General features: G+C 65.2%; 12 protein-coding genes. 11 read left to right on the forward strand and 1 reads right to left on the reverse strand.

Annotated elements, in window-relative coordinates:
- The 10 genes from ACSIH6_RS37825 to ACSIH6_RS37870 form a co-directional block, all read left to right on the forward strand.
- Positions 1-5,275, forward strand: a 5,275-nt coding sequence (locus ACSIH6_RS37825) for an amino acid adenylation domain-containing protein (RefSeq protein ID WP_435113415.1), incomplete at its 5' end; no start/stop codon positions are given.
- A 59-nt stretch (positions 5,276-5,334) separates the two neighbouring features.
- Positions 5,335-6,612 carry an enterochelin esterase gene (gene fes, locus ACSIH6_RS37830; RefSeq protein ID WP_435113417.1) on the forward strand — a complete coding sequence of 426 codons (1,278 nt, stop codon included), beginning with the start codon at positions 5,335-5,337 and terminating at the stop codon, positions 6,610-6,612.
- A gap of 76 nt (positions 6,613-6,688) precedes the next feature.
- Positions 6,689-7,810: a 3-isopropylmalate dehydrogenase gene (gene leuB / locus ACSIH6_RS37835; protein WP_435113419.1), complete on the forward strand. Its 1,122-nt coding sequence runs from the start codon at positions 6,689-6,691 to the stop codon at positions 7,808-7,810.
- A 54-nt stretch (positions 7,811-7,864) separates the two neighbouring features.
- On the forward strand, positions 7,865-9,310 hold the full coding sequence (locus ACSIH6_RS37840; protein WP_435113421.1) for a pyridoxal phosphate-dependent aminotransferase: 1,446 nt from the start codon (positions 7,865-7,867) through the stop codon (positions 9,308-9,310).
- Between the two features lie 44 nt (positions 9,311-9,354).
- Positions 9,355-10,749, forward strand: a complete 1,395-nt coding sequence (locus ACSIH6_RS37845; protein WP_435113423.1) for a hydroxymethylglutaryl-CoA lyase-like TIM-barrel protein — start codon at positions 9,355-9,357, stop codon at positions 10,747-10,749.
- A 43-nt stretch (positions 10,750-10,792) separates the two neighbouring features.
- Positions 10,793-12,196 carry a 3-isopropylmalate dehydratase large subunit gene (gene leuC / locus ACSIH6_RS37850; RefSeq protein WP_435113425.1) on the forward strand — a complete coding sequence of 468 codons (1,404 nt, stop codon included), beginning with the start codon at positions 10,793-10,795 and terminating at the stop codon, positions 12,194-12,196.
- A gap of 13 nt (positions 12,197-12,209) precedes the next feature.
- Positions 12,210-12,821, forward strand: a complete 612-nt coding sequence (gene leuD / locus ACSIH6_RS37855; protein ID WP_435113427.1) for a 3-isopropylmalate dehydratase small subunit — start codon at positions 12,210-12,212, stop codon at positions 12,819-12,821.
- 96 nt (positions 12,822-12,917) lie between these two features.
- Positions 12,918-13,130, forward strand: a complete 213-nt coding sequence (locus ACSIH6_RS37860; RefSeq protein WP_435113429.1) for an MbtH family protein — start codon at positions 12,918-12,920, stop codon at positions 13,128-13,130.
- A gap of 73 nt (positions 13,131-13,203) precedes the next feature.
- Positions 13,204-13,542, forward strand: coding sequence for a hypothetical protein (locus ACSIH6_RS37865; protein ID WP_435113431.1), 339 nt, complete (start codon positions 13,204-13,206; stop codon positions 13,540-13,542).
- A gap of 287 nt (positions 13,543-13,829) precedes the next feature.
- Positions 13,830-14,879, forward strand: a complete 1,050-nt coding sequence (locus ACSIH6_RS37870; protein WP_435113433.1) for a S8 family peptidase — start codon at positions 13,830-13,832, stop codon at positions 14,877-14,879.
- Between the two features lie 116 nt (positions 14,880-14,995).
- Here ACSIH6_RS37870 and ACSIH6_RS37875 read toward each other — a convergent pair.
- A protein-coding gene (locus tag ACSIH6_RS37875) for an IS5 family transposase (RefSeq protein ID WP_435113435.1) occupies positions 14,996-15,888 on the reverse strand; the annotation gives its coding sequence in 2 pieces (ribosomal slippage) (positions 14,996-15,525 and positions 15,525-15,888; 894 coding nt in all).
- Between the two features lie 136 nt (positions 15,889-16,024).
- On the opposite strand from ACSIH6_RS37875, the gene hemC reads away from it, so the two are divergent.
- Complete coding sequence (gene hemC, locus ACSIH6_RS37880) at positions 16,025-17,059, forward strand: hydroxymethylbilane synthase (protein WP_435113437.1); 1,035 nt, start codon at positions 16,025-16,027, stop codon at positions 17,057-17,059.
- Positions 17,060-17,192: the final 133 nt, after the last annotated feature.

Below are 17,192 nucleotides of genomic sequence, written 5' to 3' on the forward strand. Positions count from 1 at the left end.
CCGATTTACGGACGTAAGTTCGCGGGAACAGACGCATTATCCGCTCAACGTCGTCATCACCCTCGAAGAACGTCTCGGCATCAACCTCTTCTACGACAGTCGAAGGTTCGACGCTCGAACGGCTGAGGCGGTGCTCGCCCATATGCGGCAGGTCTGCCGCGATCTGGTGGACGCACCGCAGGAGCCCCTCGCCCGGGTGTCCATCCTCACCGAAGGCGAGCGCACCCAGGCACTGGAGGAGTGGAGCACCGACACCGTTTCCAGTACCGAGGCCGCGTATCTGCACGAACTCGTCGAGGACAGGGCACGGGAGACCCCGGACGCGGTCGCGGTGGTGCACGAGGACGGGCACCTGAGCTACGGCGAGCTCAACGGTCGCGCCAACCAGTTGGCACATTGGCTGCAACGCAACGGAGTCGGCCCCGAAGTCCTGGTCGGGCTGTGCCTGGAGCGCTCGTTGGAGGCCGTCGTCGGGCTGCTGGGCATCCTCAAGGCGGGCGGAGCCTACCTCCCCCTGGACCCGCGCATCCCCGCCGACCGGATGGCGTTCGTCCTCGACGACGCGAGGGTGCGCCTGTTCCTCACACAGTCACACCTGCTGCCGGACCTGGAGACCGCGGACCTGAGGACCCTCTGCCTGGACTCGGAATGGTCCGCCGTCGTCTCCGAACCTGCCGAGAAGCCGTCGACGACCCTCACACAGGAGAACCTCGCCTACATCATCTACACGTCGGGGTCGACCGGCAGGCCGAAGGGGGTGATGGTCGCCCATCGGTGCATCCAGCACGTAGTGCCGTGGATCAGCCAGCACCCGTGCTTCGACAAGCCGCAGAACGTCCTGCAGGTCGCCTCGCTGAGCTTCGACTTCTCTGTCTGGGAGATCCTCCTGCCGCTCGTGACCGGAGGCGTACTGCACATCCCGCGCAATGACACGCGCATGATCGGTACCGACCTCCACGATCTCCTGGACGAACGGGCCATCGAAATCCTGAGCTTCACTCCGGGTGCCCTGGCCACTCTGCCCACGGATCCCCTGCCCGATCTGCGGACGCTGGTCGTCGGTGGTGAGGCCTACTCGGCGGACCTCATCCGGACATGGGCACCCGGCCGCGACTTCTTCAACGTCTACGGCCCGACCGAGACGACGGTCTTCGCCACCGGAACCCGTACCGACGAGCATCTGGACACCATCCACATCGGCCGACCGATCACGAACGTGCGGACCTACGTTCTCGACTCCCGGATGCAGCCCGTACCGGTCGGGGTGCCCGGTGAGCTCTACATCGGGGGTGTCGGAGTGACTCGGGGCTACATGAACCGTCCCGACCTGACCGCCGAGAGCTTCGTCGCCGATCCGTTCAGCGGAGAGCCCGGAAGCCGCCTCTACAAGAGCGGGGACATCGTCAGACACCTCGCCGACGGAAACATCGAGTTCGTTGGTCGTATCGACGGCCAGGTGAAGATCCGGGGCTTCAGGATGGAGCTCGGGGAGATCCAGACGGTACTCGACCAGCATCCGCTGGTCCAGAGCTGCGCCGTGCTCGCCCAACCGGATGGAACGGGCAAGCGCCTGGTCGCCTATGCGGTGCTTGAAGGGGAACCCGGGGACGCCACTGAGATGCTCCGGGCCCACCTGAAGAGGCAGTTGCCGTCGTACATGGTCCCTTCGGACTTCGTCTACCTCGACGAGCTTCCCCTGACGAGCAACGGCAAGCTGAATCGGCGGGTGCTCCCGTTGCCCGAGGAGAGCTCGGTGTCCGCACCCTCCGACGGAGCGCTGCCGCGGACCAAGACCGAGGCGCTGTTGGCCGCGGTCTGGGAGGAAGTGCTGGATCGCGGACCCGTCGGCATCTTCGACGACTTCTTCAGTCTGGGCGGACATTCGCTGATCGCGGTGAAGGTCGTGGCTCGCGTCCAGCAGGCGTTCGGGGTCGAGTTGCCAGTCCGTGTCCTGTTCGAGCGGCCGACCGTCTCCGCGGCCGCCGCCGAACTGGACCGTCTCATGCGGGAACAGGACCCGCACGAGGCCGTGCCCTTGGTGCGCGTGGCACGCGATGAGCCCATTCCCGCCACGTTCGACCAGCAACGGGTCTGGTACATGGACCGCCTGCACCCGAACAGCTCCCTGTACACGGTGGGCTGGCTGCTCCACCGGCCCGCCGCCGTTGATTCCGCAAGATTGGGGCTGGCGCTGGAGGCCTTGGTCGCGCGGCACGAGACACTGCGGACCACCTTCCGAGAGCACCGCGGACGGGTGTGGCAGGACATTGCTGATTCGGGGACCGTCATCCTTTCCGAAGCGGATCTGTCAGAGGAGCCGGCGGAGCGACGACCGGAGCTGGTGAAGGAGATCACGCGCGATCTGTGGACCCAGCCCTTCGATCTCGCCGAGGGGCCGCTGTTCCGCACGATGCTCATTCACCTGTCCGACAGCGAGGCACTCCTGGCCTTCAGCGGCCACCACGCGATCGTCGACGGTTTCTCGGTCCGCATCCTCAACGAGGAGCTGCTGCGGGCCTATGACGCTCTCGGGACGGATGACCCGGTCATGCCCGCCCCGCTGGCCGTGCAGTACGCCGACTACGCGGTGTGGCAGCAGCAGTGGATGCAGGAGGAGCACCTGCAGACGCACCTGCGGTTCTGGAAGGAGCACCTGGCGCAGGCGCCCGCCCTGCTGTCGCTGCCCACCGACCACCCCCGGCCGGCAGTGCAGGACTACCGGGGCGCCAATTACACGTGCTCGCTGCCGTCGGAACTCAACGAGCGGCTCAAACAGCTCAGCAGTGAGAACCGGACGACGCACTTCATCGCGGTGCTGAGTGCCTTCGCGGTCCTTCTCTCGCGCCACAGCGGGCAGGACAAGGTGACGATCGGCATCCCGGTGGCCAACCGCAACCGGGTTGAGACCGAGCCTCTGATCGGGTTCCTGGTGAACACCGTGGCCCTGTGCGTGGACCTGCGGGGAAACCCGACCTTCTCGGAGGTGCTCCAGCAGGTGCGATGGAACCTCCTGGAGGCACAGAGCCATCAGGAGGTGCCGTTCGAACGGATCGTCGAGGAACTGAGGCCCGAGCGCAGTCTGAGCTACAACCCGGTGTTCCAGGTGATGTTCACCGGACTGGACAAGCTCTTCGATGACGCGCCCCAGGAGCAGGAGCAACCGGCCTGGATCCATGACGTCACCGACGCCGGCATCGGCGTCTCGAAGTTCGACCTCGGCCTCAGTATCCAGCAAAGGGATGGAGAGCTGCAGTTCAACTTCGAGTACAGCACCGGTCTCTTCGAGCAGGACACCATCGCCCGCATGGGCGAGCACCTGCACAACCTCATCGAGGAGGCTCTGGCCGCGCCCCAGACGCCCATCACCCGGCTCGGGATCCTCTCCGCCGAGGAACGGGCGGAGATCGTGCAGGAGCGCAACGCCACATATGACGAGGGCGCCCTGCGGCCCGTGTGTCTCCACCATCTCTTCGAGGAACAGGTCCGCGAGACCCCTGACCGCATCGCGCTGTCCTTTGAGGACCAGCATCTGAGCTACGCCGAACTGGACCGACGCGCCAACCGGCTGGCACACACACTGCGCGATTACGGAGTGGGACCGGAAACACACGTTGGCGTGTGCATGCACCGATCACTCGACCTCGAGGTCAGCCTTCTCGCGGTGCTCAAGGCAGGCGGCGCCTATGTACCTCTGGACCCCGACCACCCGTCGGAACGGCTCGCGTTCATCGCCAAGGACGCCCACATCGTGGTCGCCCTGGTGGGACCGGGCACGGTAGACCACGCCGACGTCCTGAGAGAACGGGGAGTCCGGCTCATCGAGCTTGGCGACCGGGACACCGCGTGGCTGGACGCGAGCCCCGAACCCATGGACGTGACCGTGGGACCGGACAACCTGGCCTATGTCATCTACACGTCCGGCTCCACAGGCAAGCCCAAAGGTGCGATGCTGTCCCACCGCGGCATCTGCAACCGCCTGCTCTGGATGCAGGATGCCTACGGCCTGCGCGATCACGACCGGGTGCTGCAGAAGACCCCCTACAGCTTCGATGTATCGGTCTGGGAGTTCTTCTGGCCTGTCATCACCGGTGCGCGGCTTCACATCGCACGGCCCGAGGGACACCGTGATCCCGCCTACCTGGCCGAGTTGATCGAAGAGCAGGCCATCAGTGTCCTCCACTTCGTTCCCTCGATGTTGCAGGCGTTCCTACAGCAGCCGGGCGTGGCCCGGCACTGCGAAGGAGTCCGCCACGTGGTGTGCAGTGGCGAGGCCCTTCCGCTCGATGTCCAGGAGCGGTTTCAGCAAGCGTTGCCGAACACGCGGCTGCACAATCTCTACGGGCCCACGGAGGCATCGGTCGATGTCAGCTTCTGGGAATGCCGGAACATCCCTGGGGCGCACACCGTGCCCATCGGTCGGCCAGTGGCCAATACGCGGCTGTACATCCTGGACGAGGCGATGGTGCCAGTCCCTGATGGCGTCATCGGTGAGCTGTACATCGGTGGTGTCCAACTCGCCCGCGGCTACGCGGGACGCCCGGATCTGACCGCTGAGCGGTTCGTGGCCGACCCCTTCGGCCACGGCCGCCTGTACGCCACAGGAGACCTGGCCAGGTATCAGCCCGATGGCACCATCGAGTACGCGGGGCGCAAGGACCACCAGATCAAGATCCGCGGCTACCGAATCGAGATCGAGGAGATCGAGGCCGTACTCGCCGAACACCGGGCCATTCGGTCGTGCCTGGTCGTTGTGCACGAGGCCGGGCCGACCGACAAACGGCTGATCGCCTTCCACACGCTGAGGGCGGGCCAGGAGGTGGCCCGGGACGGCCTGAGGGCCCATCTCCTCGAACGACTTCCCGAATACATGGTGCCCGCGTTCTTCGTACCGCTGGAAGAATTCCCGCTGAGTCCGAACGGCAAAGTGGACCGGAAGGCTCTGCCCTCTTTGTCGGAGATCGTGCAGCAGACACAGGACGGTGTCAGCTACGTCGCTCCCCGGACCGCTACCGAAAAGGTTCTTGCGGAGCTCTGGGCGACCCTGCTGGGTGTGGAGCAGGTGGGCATCCAGGACGACTTTTTCGACCTTGGTGGGCATTCACTCCTCGTGGCCTCCATGTCGACCGAAGTCCAGGAGCGATGGGGTATCGCGCTCATGCTTCCGACGGTCTTCCAGAACAGGACGATCGAGGCGCTCGCGCACGTCATCGACCACAGCGTCGACCACGGCGACGAAGAGGAGGCAGACGCCGCGGAACTGTTCGATCTGTTCTGAGGACCCACCTCGCGCCGCCTCGTACCCATCGCACCTGTAAGGCAGTAGGAGGAACGGAAATGCTCGACCAGGGAACGTCCATTGCAAGCCCGAGAATCTCCCGGCTCGCGGCCGATGTCGAGGCCGGAGACCAGAACGCTTTGGACGAGTTCTGGAAGGAGATCGCCGAGTCCGGTGCGCCGCTGATGGAGCAGGTCGGTGATGACGGGTCACAGGCCTTGGCCACGTTCCTGTGGCGGGACCCAGGGGACACCAAGAACGTGCTGGTGTTCTTCTTCAGCGCACCGAGTACCGACGACTTCAGTGAATACCGGATGGTCAACGTTCCGGGCACCGATCTCTGGTACAAGTCCTATTCCCTGCCCTCGGAGCTTCGGACGACCTATCTGTTCTCGGTCAACGACCCACTCGTGCCGTTCAAAACCTATGCGGAGGTTCTGCGGCGCCTGCCCGAGTACCGGACGGATCCGCTGAATCCCAAGGACTACACGCTTCTGGGGAATCCGAACGAGTTCAAGGTGTCAGTCCTGGAGCTTCCCGGAGCGCCGAAACAGCCGTGGAATATTCCGCGCCGCGGTGTGCCGAAGGGCAAGAGCCACATGCACTCGATGCAGAGCTCGAGCCTGAAGACGCGGCACCACATCGCTGTCCACACCCCACCCGGATACGACACCGAAGGAGGTGAATACGATGTGTTCCTCCTCTTCGACGGATGGTCCTATTATAACTTCGCCTCCATTGCGACCGTCCTGGACAACCTGCTCTACACGCGGCGGATTCCCCCCTATATCCTCGTCATGCACACCAACGAGGACCAGGATATCCGCGCTCGCGAACTACCCTGCCACCGTCCGTTCGTCGACTTCCTGAACGACGAGCTCATGCCGTGGGTCCACGAGAACTACCACGTCACGGCGGATCCTGCGCGCACGGTCGTCGGCGGCTCCTGCTTCGGCGGCCTGGCTGCGGCGTACGCCGCATTCGAATCCCCTGAAAGGTTCGGCAACGTCATCTCCCAATCGGGTTCCTTCTGGTGGCCGGGGAACGGTGTTCCGGGTATCGAGGACGAGTGGCTGACCCAGAGGTTCAAGGAGACCCGTACGCTCCCCATCCGGTTCTCGATGACGATCGGGAGCATGGAGCAGGCCATTATGGAATACGACCCGATGGCCACGCACCGGAATATGCGGGATGTCCTTCTTCAGAAGGGCTACGAAGTCGACTACTCCGAATACACAGGTGGTCACGACATGGTCTGCTGGCGCGGATCCATCGTCGACCAGCTGCTCTCCTTCCACTCCGAAACGAAGGACTCCAAGGCGAAAGAGAAGGCCTAGACCCGATCCTGATTCGCGAGGTAGGCCATGAATACGCCCACGACGAGCATGCCCGGATGCGAAAGGTCCTGACCCGATGAGCAATGCCACGATCACTGTGCTGCAGGGGGATGGTGTCGGTCCCGAGGTGACCACGCAGGCCCTCCGGGTGCTGCGGGCCGTAGAAGGCGTGTTCGGACACTCCTTCGAGGTCCGCCAGGGCCTGGTGGGAATCGACGCCATCGAGGCTGAGGGGGCGGCGATCTCGGACTCCACGTTCGAGATGTGCGCGCAGAGCGACGCCATCCTCTTCGGCGCGGTCGGCGGCCTGCCGGCTGGACAAGGCCGCAGCGGCGGTCCCCGGCCGGAACAGGCGCTTTTCCGCCTCCGTAAGGAGTTCGACTTCTTCGTCAACCTTCGTCCGGTTCGCCCCGGCGAATCGATGTACGGCGCCTCTCCGTTGAAACCGGAGCATCTCAAGGACACGGACATGGTCTTCGTCCGGGAGCTGTCAGCCGGCCTCTACTACGGACGCTTGGAATCCGTTCCGGGCAAGCCCAGCGAAATCCGCCGCACGGCTTCGGGCACAGAGGCCGTCGACACGCTCCTCTACACCGATCGAGAGATTGAGCGTGCCGTGCGGAAGGCGTTCGAGATCGCCGTCCAACGCGGAGGCAAGGTGACCTCGGTGGACAAGGCCAACGTGCTCAGCTCCTCGGTCCTGTGGCGGGAGGTCGTGGACCAGGTGGCCCGCGACCACCCCACGGTGGAGTACGAGCACATGCTTGTCGACACCTGTGCCATGGAGCTGATGAGGAATCCCGCGAGCTTCGACGTCGTGGTCACCGAGAATCTGTTCGGAGACATTCTGACCGACGAGGCGTCGATGCTCACGGGGTCGATCGGCATGCTCCCGTCGGCGAGTCTGGGTACGCGGCGTACCGAGGGCGGCCTCTTCGGATTGTACGAGCCCGTTCATGGCTCCGCCCCGGATATCGCCGGCCAGGACAGGGCCAACCCCATCGGCGCGATTTTGTCCGCCGCCATGCTGTTGCGCCATTCCTTGGGACTGGTCAGGGAGGCCGTGGCCATTGAGACGGCCGTCGAAGAGGTCGTCCGTGAGGGATACCGGACGGTGGACATCCACGAGAGCAGGTGCAGGGTGATCGGAACCCGTGAAATGGGTGATCGAATCCACGACACGCTGATTCGGTGCTGAAATCGTGATCTGTATGACCTGCTGTACGAACTGTGAGACGGAGGTTTCCCGCCCATGAAGCCGCAGAGCTCCTCCTCGACGGCCGGGATCGCGATCCAAGAGCAGCGCCTGCTCATCAGGCGATCCCGGAAGGAGATGCTGCAAAAACTCAGATCTGACCTGGACGCGGGCTTGGAGCCACCCATCCGAGTGATGGCGCGAATTGTCCAGGACCTGGAACGCGAATTCGCAGAACGCGATTTCGATCCCACGGTCATCAGGCAGGAGATCGTCAACCGGACGATCGGCGACATCAATGTGCGTCGCATCACTGAGTGTGAGGGAGCGCCAGCCGGACCCGCTGATTTCCGGTCATTGGCGGAGGAACTCGGTATAGCGCTGCCCGGAGAGGACGTGAACGGGTACATCGCTCCGGGCGAGGGCCACCGCTGGCTCCGTGAGCAGATGGTGACCGCGGAGCGGCGGCTGCTCTCCATTGGCTACGACCCGCGCGTGTACGACATCCACAGCGTCGGCAATCCCTTGTTGCGCGGCCTGCTGGCCGAGGACATGCAGCAATGGGGGCTGTTTGCCTCGGAGCGGCACGTCGCCCTCGGGCTGGGCGCGGCGGACTGCATCGACAAGGTTCTGCGTGGTATCGCCCACCTTGCCCGGCTTCAGTCGCGGCCGCCGGGCGCGGTTCTCTTCGCCGCCCCCGGATTCAACATTCCCGAGATGCAGGCCGCCGCCTACGGCTACCGACTGCATTCTGTCCGCACCCGGGCCGAGGACGACTTCAAACTGACGGCTCCGCTGCTATCCCAGAGTCTTGAGGAGAACCTGGACATCACGGTCGTCTACCTGGCGGTCACGAACAATCCGACGACTTTCGCGTATTCGCCTGACGAGCTCCTGGCTATTCAGGGGGTCCTGCGGAACTTCGCCCGCGAAGGACGCCGTGTTCATCTCCTCGCCGACCTCGCCTATGTCGGAACGGGTCTGCCCGCCGAGGACCGGGCGCGCATGCTGAGCCTGGCGTCGGCGACTGATATCGCTGACCGGACGATCTACGTGAGCAGCTGGTCCAAAACGCACACGCTGACCGGTGAGAGGTTCGGCTGGGTGCTTTTCGGTGATGCCGAATTCGCTTCCGCCATGGGTTCGAGCTGGACGAACAGTGTCGCCTCACTGCCTGGGGAGTGGCAGCTGCGCTTCATGGCCTACCACGCTCTTTTCCGGGCCCGTCCCGAGTTGATCGGCAAGATCCGCGCGCTCTACCGGCTGCGCAGGAGCATGCTGCGCCGGCAACTGGAGTCCTTCGACAAGGAGCACGGACTTTTCGAGCACCTTTATCTCGATAACGATGCGACTATCTACAACTGGAGCAGGCTCAGGCCAGGGGTGGACTGCTTTGCCGTCTTCGAGAAGACCGGGGTCGCTGGAATACCCGGTTCGACCTTCGGTTACTCAGACAACTACATCCGTTTCTCGGTCGGCATCCTGCCCGTCGCGATGGATTGATAACGGGCAGGGATGACGAGTGAAGTTTCTTCTCGTAAGGAGAGATGATGCAGAAGGGTACTGCTAACTTAACGGGCAGCACGATCGCAGAGGCGGATGTCGTCGATGCGCCGATGAACTTCAACTGGAACAACGAGGAGAGCCCTCTCTCCCCGTTTCTGACGAACATTCCCTTCGAGCCGTCCGCCTCGCAGGCCGCCGAAGTGGAGATCGTCTCGGAGTGCCTGAGGGACGGCCTTCAGGGCATCTCGGGATACCCGTCGGTCGACGAGATGATCCGATACCTGACCCTGCTCGACTCCTTCGGCGTCAAGTACGCCTGTGTCGGCATTTTCCCAGGTAACGCCACCTTCCTCGATACGAGGATGAAGGAGCTTCTCGCGCGGATGAGGGTGGAGACTCCCTCCATCGTGCCGTCCGTGCTCTCCATGTGCACGGAGGACTCACTCAAGTGGACCCTCGAGTGCAAGGAGATCCATCCGGACCTCGAGGCGGTCGTGTTCATGGGCAGTGCCCCGTCCCGAAGGCTCGTGCAGGGCTGGGACATGGGCTTCATCCTGAACAAGCTGGACACGTTCATCAGGAAGACCGTGGAGATGGGTGTTCCCGTCATCGCGGGAACCGAGCACACCACGCAGACCTCCCCCGAGGACGTCCGAGCCATCGTCCGGGCCCAGGTCGAGGGCGGTGCCTATTGCATTGCTCTGGCCGACACCATCGGCACGATCCGGCCACTCGGCACCTTTCGCCTCGTGCGCTTCATCCGTGAGGAACTGCAGGCCCTGGGCGCGCCCGACGTGAAGTTGGACTGGCACGGTCACCGGGACACCGGCAACGCGTTGAGCAACGCGATGGTGGCGGCGGCGGCCGGCGCCGACCGTATCCACGTCGTCTCGCGCGGCGTCGGTGAGCGCTCAGGCAACACCTCGCTGGAGGAAGTCGTGCTGAATCTCTCCACCATCGAGGCGGAGGCCGGCCTCTCCCCCCGATGGGCGTTGTCGCGGCTGCTCGATCTGATCTCGTGCTACGAGGACATGGTCGGGGTGACCGCCCCCGAACACGGAGTTCTCGGCAAGCGCTACAGCCACACGTCCTCGGGCATTCACACCGACGCCATCCTCAAGGCCCACCGACTGGCCGACAACGCCCGGGACAAGGGGGACTTCGTGCTGGAGGGCAAGCTGCGGGAGATGGCCGGCACCGTGTACTCGGCCGTCGACCCGGTCGCCGTCGGCGGCACCCAGTCCGTGAGCGTCAGCCCGTGGAGCGGTCAGAGCACCGTGCGGCTCGCCTACCTGAACAGCGGGGGCGATCCCCAGCAGCTCACGTCGGAAGCCGTCGAGCGGACCCTCTCCCTCGCCAACCGTCTGGGTCGCGAACTGACTCAGGACGAGCTGGAGGCGAGCTGCGCCGAGGCGGCGGCTCCGTATGGAGTCTGAAAGGTCCTAGACGTTGCGACAGGCAGACTTGGAGGGCTTGACCATGCCCCGAACAATGTTCGAGAAGATCTGGGACGCGCACGTCGTGCGTGACCAACCCGGAGAAGTGCCGATGCTCTACATCGATCGGCATCTCACCCACGAAGCGACGTCGCCGCAGGCCTTCGCCGGGCTGAGGACGCGCGGCCTGCCGGTCCACCGTCCCGAGACGGTCGTCGCCGTGATCGACCACAACGTCCCCACCGTACCGGGACGCAGTCTCATCGATGTCGTGGACGACCAGAGTGCCATGTGCATCCGGACGATGGAGGACAACGCACGGGACTTCGGAGTCGCACTCCTCGACATGAACGACGCGGACCAGGGCATCGTGCACGTGGTGGGCCCGGAACTGGGACTGTCACTGCCCGGCATGACGGTCGTGTGCGGTGACTCCCACACCTCCACCCACGGTGCGCTCGGGATCTTCGCGGTCGGCATCGGAACCAGCGAAGTGGAGCACGTGCTGGCCACTCAGTGCCTGCTGCAGAGCAAACCCAAGACGATGAACATCCGGATCGACGGGACGCCGGCGCCCGGCGTGAGCGCGAAGGATCTCGCTCTCGCGATGATCGGCAGGCTCGGAACCGACGTCGGCACACACCACGTCATCGAGTTCAGCGGTTCGGCCGTCGGCTCCCTGACGATCGAGGGCCGGATGACGCTGTGCAACATGGCGATCGAGGCCGGGGCGAGAGCGGGCATGGTGGCCCCCGACGACGTCACGATCGAGTATGTGCGCGGTCGGCGTTTCGCGCCCGCCGACGACCTGTTCGAGCTCGCGGCGGAACAGTGGAAGTCGCTCGCCACCGATCCGGGTGCCCGCTTCGACGCGGAGTACCGGCTGGACGTCGAGGACCTGGCGCCGCAGGTGACCTGGGGGACCACTCCGGGCATGGTGACCGACGTCACCGGGACGGTCCCGGACCCGGACGAGGAGAGCGACCCGGTGGCCCGCGCGGGTATCGAGCAGGCCCTGGAGTACATGGGCCTGGAACCGGGCCAGCGCCTTCAGGACGTCAAGGTCGACACCGTCTTCATCGGGTCCTGTACCAACTCGCGCGTGGAGGATCTTCGCACCGCGGCCGGTTATGTCGCCGGCAGGCGGGTCGCTCCCGACGTGCGCGCCATCGTCGTTCCCGGCTCGATGGGCGTTCGCCGGCAGGCCGAAGAGGAAGGGCTGGCGGACATCTTCCGTCAGGCCGGCTTTGAGTGGCGTGAGCCCGGATGCAGCATGTGCATCGCCATGAATGGTGATCACCTGGTGGCGGGCGAACGCTGTGCCTCGACCAGTAACCGCAATTTCGAAGGACGACAGGGGCGCGGGGGCAGAACCCATCTGGTCAGTCCGGCCACTGCGGCCGCGACCGCTGTGACGGGTCGCTTCGCCGACGTCCGCGGCATGTAGGGAAAGGGGTTCCGTGCATAAATTCACCATCCACAATGGAATCGCTGCGCCGCTGGCGCGGGCTGACGTGAACACTGACGACATCATTCCGGCGCGCTTTTTGAAGTCGATCCATCGTGCCGGGTTCGGGAAATACCTCTTCGCCAACTGGCGATTTCTCAAGGACGGTCGGACGCTCAACCCGGACTTCGCGCTGAACCAGCCCGGGTACAAGGGTGCGAGCATTCTCGTGGCGAATGAGAACTTCGGCTGTGGTTCCTCTCGGGAGCACGCTCCCTGGGCACTGAGGGAGTACGGCTTTCTCTGCATCATCGCTCCGAGCTTCGCCGATATCTTCTACAACAACTGCTTCAACAGCAATATCCTTCCGATTGTTCTGGCGCCGTCCGAGGTGGTGGACATCCAGAAGTCCATCGATCCGGGACCCGTCAATCTGAGCATCGACCTCCCAGCTCAGACGGTGACGGCATCGGAGGGGCACAAGTACCGCTTCGAGATCGATCCGTTCAAGAAGTACGTCGCCATGGAGGGCCTGGACAACATCAGTTGGTCGCTCTCGCACATGGAGGACGTCTTCGCCTACGAGGAGTCCCGCAGGAAGGAAGCGCCCTGGCTCTTCCAGTAAAGGGTCCAGAATCTGTTCCCCCGCCTTTCACCCCTTGTGGGGCTGTAGGCAGCAGGCGTCGACAACAGTCCATGCAGAAGAGAATGGAGCATGAAAATGTCCGAACCCGACATGAAGGTCCTCGTCAACGACGAGGAGCAGTATTCCCTGTGGCCGTCCTACCTGGACATCCCCGCGGGTTGGGAGGACACGGGTACCAGCGGTACCCGAGAGGACTGCCTCGCCTTCGTCAAGGAGGTCTGGACCGACATGCGCCCCCGGAGCCTGCGCAAGCAGATGGAGTCGGCGGGACAGGTCTCCGACGCGTAGCCGAACCATTGAGTGACGCACCGTACGCGATCACTCCCAGAGAATTCTGTAGCGGTTGTAGAGGAGCCATGTCATGGACGATCTCGTCGAACGTCTCTCCGTGGAAGGGCAGAACGTCGTCGTCGGCGGCCCTTCCCCCTCTGTGGAAGAGCTTCAGCGGCGCATCACCGAGCTGGGTTATGTGTTTATCAAGTTCCCCGATTCACGTGGGGGGACCGACCTGGGCGTGAGGATCGACGAGAGCGCCACGGACATCGGCGGGGCGGACTTCGCGGCCGGTGTCGGGACGGTGCACGTCGAAGGGACGATGACGCTGAACTACGTGGAGGCTCGCTGCGTGGCCGACATCGATCTGGCCACCCTCAGTGGGACCGGCCACCTGGTGACACCCGCCGAGGCGCACGCCGAGTAGCGGCCGGAGCCACGACGGAGGACACAGGACCGGTGGCGATCCGCGATGGGCACGATGGGGCTCATCGCGGCACCGCCACCCCCCGCGGCCGCCTGCCCCCGCGCCGCGGCGAATATCACCGGATCGCACCGCGAGGAGAAAAAGTGCGAACAGCTTCGTCGGCCGTTCGACGTACGAAGGTCGTCACCGCTCTCGCCATGGGCACTGCACTTGGCGTCGGCACGCTGGCCGCCCCGGGATACGCCCAAGAGAACGGAACCATTGTCAACGCAGGGAGTTCCGGTGCGGTGAGCGGTAGCTACATCGTGGAGTTCGAGGAAGGGAGTGGACCGGACGTTGTTGGCGAGTACGGCGCGCGAGTGGTCAAGGAGTACGACAACGTTCTGAACGGGGCGCTCATCGAGGCCGAGGAGGAGCAGGCGCGGCGGCTCGCCACCGACCCGTCTGTGCGGTTGGTGGAGCAGAACACCGTCGTACGCGTGAACCCGAGCCTGCGGACGCGGTCGGGACCGCCCTCCTGCGGGCTGGACCGGATCGATCAGCCCTCGCTTCCGCTCGACGACTCCTATTCCTATCCCGCCCCCGCCGGCGCCGGCGTGGACGTCTACATGATCGACACGGGCATCGACTACGACCACCCCGACCTCTGGCCGCGCGCCAGGCCCGGTTTCGACGCGTTCGGGGGGAACGGAGACGATGACAACGGCCATGGCACCCACATGGCCGGAATCGTGGGCGGTACCGAGCACGGAGTGGCCAGGAAAGCGACCCTGATCTCGGTGAAGGTGGTCAACGCCGAAGGCGGCGGCACCCTCGACGGACTGCTGGACGGGATCGACTGGGTCACCGAGAACGCTTCCGGACCGTCGGTGGTCAATTTCGTCATCGGTCTTCCACCCAGTGACGTGCTCGACGACGCGGTGCGTCGGTCCATCGACTCCGGGATCACCTATTCGGTGGAGGCGGGTGCCATCTCGGACGACGTGGCCAACGCCTCCCCGGCTCGGGTGGCCGAGGCCATCACCGTGGGTGCGTCCGACTGCGGCGACCAGGCCGCCTCGTTCAGCAGTTATGGGCAGGGTTTGGACCTCTACGCCCCCGGTGTGGACATCACGTCCACATGGCCGGGCGGGGGGACCCACACCATGTCCGGCACCTCGGTGGCGGCGGCTCACGTCTCCGGCGTCGTGGCGCTCTATCTCGCTCGGCACCGGAGGGCCGAACCGGACCAGGTGGACAGGGCGCTGGACCACTCGGCCGTGTCCGGCACGCTCACCGGTGTGCCGACCGATGGCACACCCAACAAGCTGCTTCAGCAGGTGCACTGGCGGCGCTGAGCCACTGTGCCCCGTCAACGGCCGCGGTCCCCGGCCGGCGCGCCCCGAGAAAGCGGTCTCGGGGCGCGCCGCTGTGGTGGGCCTGGCATGGGCAGTTGCTTGGAAGTGGAAGTCCTCTAGGGCGTGTATGACGGATCTTGGGTTCTGGGCCGGTCGGGTCGTGCGCGTAGCCGGATGAGAATGTCCGCGACCCTGACGGTGGACCGGTAAGTCGTGGCGAGCTTGTCATATCGCGTGGCCAGCGCCCTGAACTGCTTGCGCCGGTTCATCAGCCGCTCCACCCGGTTGCGCTGACGGTAGGCCTGCCGGTCGAAGTCAGGCGGCCTGCCGCCGGTCGAGCCGCGGTTGCGGCGGTTGGTCTTTTGGTCCTCGCGCTCGGGGATGGTGCACCGGGTCCGCGTGGTGCGCAAGGTGTCCCTGTTGGCTTTGGAGCTGTAGGCCCTGTCCCCGGCCAGGGAATTCAGGCGGGTGCGGGGACGGCCGGGCCCGGGCTTGTTGACGCGTACCGGCCCCAGCAACACCGGCAACTGCAACGTGTCGGAGTCCTGGCCCGGAGTGAGGGTGGTGACCAGGGGGTGGCCGGTGCCCTCGCAGATGGTGTGGACCTTGGTGCTCAGTCCTGCTCTGGACTTGCCCAGGCCCTGGGCGGCTCGTGAGTCCTCAGGGCTGTCCCCCTTTTTCGGGCTCCGGCGGCGTGGGAGTGGGCGCGCACGACGGTGGAGTCGATCTGGGCATCCAGGTTGGCCTCGCCGGTGTCGATGAGGTGCTCTTCGATGCGCGCCCAGGTGCCGTCGGCTTCCCAGCGCAGTAGGCGTTGGTGGGCGGTGCTCCAGGGGCCGTAGCGTTCGGGCAGGTCGCGCCAGGGGATGCCGGTGCGGGTGCGGTAGATGATGGCGTTGAGGACCTGGCGGTGGTCGCGCCAGCGTCCGCCGCGTTGGGCTTGGATCGGGGGCAGGAAGGGCTGGATCAGGTCCCACTCTTCGTCAGTGAGCTCGAATCTGCGGCTCATACACCCGGTTGTACCCGGCGCTGGGGGCCACAGACCCGAGAATCTAGATCCGTCATACACGCCCTAGTCGGGTACGGGTCCCCGAGGTCGACCTCGGGGGCCCTCTCCCCCCACCGTTCAGGAAGGAAGACCCCCCGTGCCTGAGATTGCGACAACCCGTCGTAATGCCGTTGACCTGCCCGAACGTATGCGGTCGGTCGGCGTAGCCGAGTACTTTGGTCGCATGCTCGACGACCGTCCGCCGCTCCGCATCGGCACCCGCTCCTCGCCCCTGGCAATGGCTCAGGCCCGACAGGTGCAAGCCCTGGTCAGGGCGACCTTGCCCGACCTGCCGACCGAGATCGTGCCGATCACGACCGCGGGCGACAAGTGGCGCGGCGATCTCAGCGTGCTCGGTGGTAAGGGCGCGTTCATGAAGGAACTCGACCGCGCGCTCGCCCTCGGCGAAGTCGACCTCTGCGTGCACTGCATGAAGGACGTCCCGGGTGATGTGCCGAGGCCGGACGGGTTCACCTGGTCGGCGTACCTGCCTCGTGAGGACCCCCGCGACTGCCTGCTCGTGCCGACGACGTCGAAAGCGCGCAGCCTCGCCGACCTCCCCCCGGGCGCCCGCGTGGGCACGTCCGCGGTACGTCGGCGCGCGCAGCTCGGACAGCACTACCCGCACCTTCGGACCGAGTACTTCCGCGGGAACATCAACTCGCGGATAGCCAGACTCGACGAGGGCGAGTTCGACGCCGCGGTACTCGCCTACGCGGGACTCCAACGCGCCGAGCTCGCGCACCGCGCGGTCGAGCTGTTGCCGCTCGACATGATGTGTCCGGCCGTCGGTGCGAGCGTCCTCGGACTGGAGTGCCGCGCGTCCGATCACGGCGTCGACGAGCTGTTGAAGGAGCTCGACGACGCCGAGACGCGCGTGCACATCACGGCCGAGCGGACCATGTTGGGCGTGCTCCGCGGCCACTGCAATTCGCCGATCGCTGGACACGCCACCACCACCCCCGACGGGCAGATCTCACTGTTCGGGAAGGTGTTCACGCGAGACGGCTCGGATTGGGTGTACGCGCAGGAGTGGGACAAGCCCGAGCGCGCGGCCGAGCTCGGCTCGTACGTCGGCGCGACCCTGCTGCGCAAGGGCGGGCGCGACCTGATCGACGGAATCCCGCACTAGACTCCGGGAACGCGAACAGCCGCACCGCTTCCCCATGTAGGGAAAGCGGGGGCGCTGTCATGTTGTGCCGTTGAGCCTAGAACTGGGACCAGGCACAAGACGAGGGGCCCAACGCGTAACGTCGGGCCCCTCG

Source organism: Nocardiopsis synnemataformans (genome assembly GCF_965343085.1).
Taxonomy (GTDB): domain Bacteria; phylum Actinomycetota; class Actinomycetes; order Streptosporangiales; family Streptosporangiaceae; genus Nocardiopsis; species Nocardiopsis alborubida.

Coding starts and splice junctions, on each gene's coding strand:
- fes (WP_435113417.1), top strand. CDS start 5,335: ATGCTCGACCAGGGAACGTCCATTGCAAGCCCGAGAATCTCCCGGCTC.
- leuB (WP_435113419.1), top strand. CDS start 6,689: ATGAGCAATGCCACGATCACTGTGCTGCAGGGGGATGGTGTCGGTCCC.
- ACSIH6_RS37840 (WP_435113421.1), top strand. CDS start 7,865: ATGAAGCCGCAGAGCTCCTCCTCGACGGCCGGGATCGCGATCCAAGAG.
- ACSIH6_RS37845 (WP_435113423.1), top strand. CDS start 9,355: ATGATGCAGAAGGGTACTGCTAACTTAACGGGCAGCACGATCGCAGAG.
- leuC (WP_435113425.1), top strand. CDS start 10,793: ATGCCCCGAACAATGTTCGAGAAGATCTGGGACGCGCACGTCGTGCGT.
- ACSIH6_RS37860 (WP_435113429.1), top strand. CDS start 12,918: ATGTCCGAACCCGACATGAAGGTCCTCGTCAACGACGAGGAGCAGTAT.
- ACSIH6_RS37865 (WP_435113431.1), top strand. CDS start 13,204: ATGGACGATCTCGTCGAACGTCTCTCCGTGGAAGGGCAGAACGTCGTC.